General features: G+C 75.1%; 3 protein-coding genes. 1 reads left to right on the forward strand and 2 read right to left on the reverse strand.

What is annotated here, in order from left to right; genetic code table 11:
- Window positions 1-154 precede the first annotated feature (154 nt).
- Complete coding sequence (locus ACLBYE_RS29985) at window positions 155-865, reverse strand: peptidoglycan-binding domain-containing protein (protein ID WP_447696950.1); 711 nt, start codon at window positions 863-865, stop codon at window positions 155-157.
- Window positions 866-891: 26 nt separating this feature from the next.
- Entirely contained in the window at window positions 892-2,784 is a 1,893-nt protein-coding gene (locus ACLBYE_RS29990) for a sensor histidine kinase (RefSeq protein ID WP_447696948.1), read from the reverse strand.
- A 252-nt stretch (window positions 2,785-3,036) separates the two neighbouring features.
- Between ACLBYE_RS29990 and ACLBYE_RS29995 the strand changes: the two genes are divergently transcribed.
- Window positions 3,037-3,387, forward strand: a complete 351-nt coding sequence (locus ACLBYE_RS29995) for a hypothetical protein (protein ID WP_447696949.1) — start codon at window positions 3,037-3,039, stop codon at window positions 3,385-3,387.
- Window positions 3,388-3,516 lie beyond the last annotated feature (129 nt).

Raw genomic sequence — 3,516 nt, forward strand, 5'->3', positions numbered from 1 at the left:
GACTGAACAGGCCGCCGATGCGCGTACAGGTCGCGACTCTTCCGGACTGTTCTCAGCCCTCACCCTGTCCCTCTCCCGCACGGGAGAGGGGACCCGCGCCTCGTTCGGCACGGGCTCGCCGATCGCCCGCGTCCCAACCCGATCGGGAACGGCTCTAGCCGTGGCCCGCCCGCGCCATCAGCTCGCGCAGGGTCCGGCCCGTCGCCTCTCCGGTCACCGGCAGCTTGGCGCCGCGCTCGAACTTCTCGATCGCCGCGCGGGTGCCGGGGCCCATCGCGCCGTCGGGCTTCACAGCGTAGCCGAGCTTCGACAGCGCCTTCTGGGCGCGCAGCACCGGATCGCCGTCCTTCTCGGACTTGGCCGCCTTGGCGTCCGTCTCCTTCGCGGCCGGCTTGGCGGCCGGCCGAACCGACGACGCCTTCGGGGTGACCGAGGCGGTGGTCTCCTCGGACCGGATCAGCTCGCCGATCGCGTCCCGGGCCGCCGGCCTGGCAGGGGCCGGCGCGGCGGCGCGGTCGGCCTCGATGACCCGCACCGGATCCCGGGCGGGTTCCCGGAGGGCCTCCCTGGCGGCCGGCGCGGCCTCGCGGGGGGCGGGCGCCTTCTGGGCGAGCTTCGGCAGGATCGGCGCCGGGTGGCGCCCGGTCTGGTAGCCGAGGGCGTTGACGCAGACGAAGCCCGCCGCGCCGAGGGCGACGAGGCTGCCGAGAACGGCGCCCGGACTGGTCCGGCAGGTGGCGCCCGTCGCCTTCAGCGCGCCGACGAGCACGGCGCGCCAGTCGCCCTGGACCGCGGCACGGCGCGGCGCGGCGCGGCGCGCGCGGCCGGGTTCGCCCGGTACGGTGATCTCGCGGTAGCCTGACATCATGTCTCCTTCCGGGGATCTTCGGGTCAGCCGGTGCGGCGCAGGACCGGGTCGGCCGGGGCCGCGGCGACGCCCGGCTCCGCGTCGAACAGGCCGAGCGGCAGGCGCACCACGCGGCGGGGCGCCGGGGTGCCGCGCACGGCCGTGCGGATCGGTGCCGGGCCGTGGGCGGCCGCGGGGGCCTGGCAGACGAGGGGCAGGGTGACGGTCACCACCGTCCCGGCCTGGGGCGCGCTCTCGATCAGCAGGGAGCCGCCGTGGAGGCCGACGAGGCCCTGGACCACCGACAGGCCGAGGCCGGTGCCCTCGTGCTGGCGCTTGTAGCCGCCGCTCCCGGCCTGGAAGAACGGGGTGCCGAGCTTGGGCAGGTCGTCCGCGCCGATGCCGACGCCCGTATCGGCCACGACGATGTCCAGGGTGCCGGCACCGCGCCGCAGGGACAGGTCGATGCGGCCGCCCGCCGGGGTGAACTTCACGGCGTTCGAGATGAGGTTGATCAGCACCTGCCGGCAGGCGGCGGGATCGGCCGTGATCTCCACCGGTCCCGACGGGGCGGCGGTGACGACGACGCCGGCGGCGTCGGCCTTCAGGCGCATCATGTCGCAGCAGGCCCGGAGCAGGTCCGCGATGTCGAACGCCTCGGGGGCGCAGTCGAAGTTGCCGCTCTGGATCCGGCTCATGTCGAGCAGCGTGTTGACGACGCCGAGCAGGTGGTGGCCGGAGGCGCCGATGATGCCGGCATATTCCCGCGCCTGGACCGGGCCGAGGCTGACGGCGCCCTCGCCGGCGAGGACCTCGGAGAAGCCGATGATCGCGTTGAGCGGCGTGCGCAGCTCGTGGGTGACGTTGGCCAGGAACCGGCCCTTGATCGCGTCGGCCCGCTCGGCCTCGGCGCGGGCGCGCTCCAGCTCGACGGCGTGCCGGTGGTGCTCGGTCATGTCGCGGGTGACCGCCACGACCGCCGTGGCGGCGTCGTGCGCGCCGTGCTCGATCCGGTGGGCGCGCATCTCGGCGTAGATCAGGCTCGCGCCGTCGGCGCGGCCGGTCTCGGGCTCGACGTGCAGGCGCAGGGGCAGGGTCGCGGGCCGGCCGGTCGCGGCGACGTCGCTCACCGCCTTGAGGAAGGCCGGGCGGTCGGCGACGTGGACGCGCTCCAGCAGGCCGTGGCCGCGCAGGCGGGCCGGGTCGCTGCCCAGGAGCCGGACGGCCGAGACCGAGGCCTCCAGCACGCGGCCGTTGCGGTCGTGCCAGGTCACGAGGTCGTCGATCGCCGAGAGCAGCAGCCGGTCGCGGGCCTCGTTGTCGCGCAGCCGCTCGCGCCAGACGCCCTCGTTGCGCATGTGCTCCAGGGCCTGGGCGGCGACGTGGCCGATCGCCGTGATGGCGAAGGCCGGCAGGGCGATCGCGGCCGAGATGTCCATGACCGGCAGGGAGCCGGCCCAGGCGCCGAGGGCCACCACGGTCAGGACGCCGAGGACCGCCATCGCGGCGGCCGCGATCGTCGCGCGGAGCGAGCCGGAGACCAGCGCCTCGAGGGGGATCGCCACGAGCCAGACCGCGGCGGGCGAGGTGACGCCGCCGGTGACGCCCGCCAGGGCGACGACGAGGCCGGTCAGGCCCGCCGACGAGACCGCGTGGGCGACCCAGAGGGATCCGGTGCGCGTGAGGAGGACGGCGGCGAAGACCGGCAGCAGCAGGCTCGCGATCGCCAGGACCTCGAAGCCCGACGGCACCCCGCGCCACAGCAGGTAGGGCGGCAGCCCGGCCATCATCACGGCGCCGGTCGCCAGCCGCGACACCAGGAAGCGCTGGTGGCGCGCGCGGGCGGCCGGGTTGTCGGCCACGGATTCGTGGACGAGGCCCGCGAGCCGGTCATCGATCAGCGACGTCAGGACGGTCTTGATGGTCAAGGTTGGCACGCGTCGCGCTGGCTGCGTTCCCGCATCCGTCGCGCCTCCGGTTCGACTTCGAACGACTACCGGACGGTCGCAGAGCCGGCTTAAACGAGTGTTGCGGGACTTGTCCGAATGGTCGGGATGCTTTCCGCGAGGTAACCAGCCGATCGCGAACAAGCTTCGTTCACCATCGTGCGGGAAAGCTCGGGTTGGTAGAGGCCCGGTTCACGAAATCCGTCGAATGCTTCGCGCAATCTCGAGCGGAGAAACCGTTCCATGACCGTCCTGCTGCGCGCCGCGCTGGTGATCGGCGTGCTCTCCTACTTCGCCATGCTTCGCACCGGAGCGGATCCGGCCGCGGAGGCCCGAAGGCTCGCCGGGGCGGTCCCGAGCGCCCAGGCGGCCGTGCCGGCCGCCTTGGAGGCGGTCCCGCCCGAGACCCGGGAGCGGGCGGTGCGCGCCGTGCTGGCCCGCGGCCTGATGGCGGAGCTGAGCCGCCGCGCCGCAGAGGCGCCCTCGAACGACACCCTGCAGGAGACGGACCGGCAGCCCGCCTGGCGGGGCGCCGATCCGGAGAGCGATCCGCAGAGTGGTCCGAAGGGCGATCCCCGGACCGGGCCGCGCTGACGGCCGGCCGGTCAGCCCGGCTCCCCGCCGCTCGCCGTCCGGGCCCGCGCCGGCAGGGGCGGCCGCTGCGCGGCGACGCGCTCGGCGCCCTGGCGCAGCTTGGCCTCCGGGCCGTGCGCCGGCTGGTGG

The organism is Methylobacterium sp. A52T (assembly GCF_053346095.1).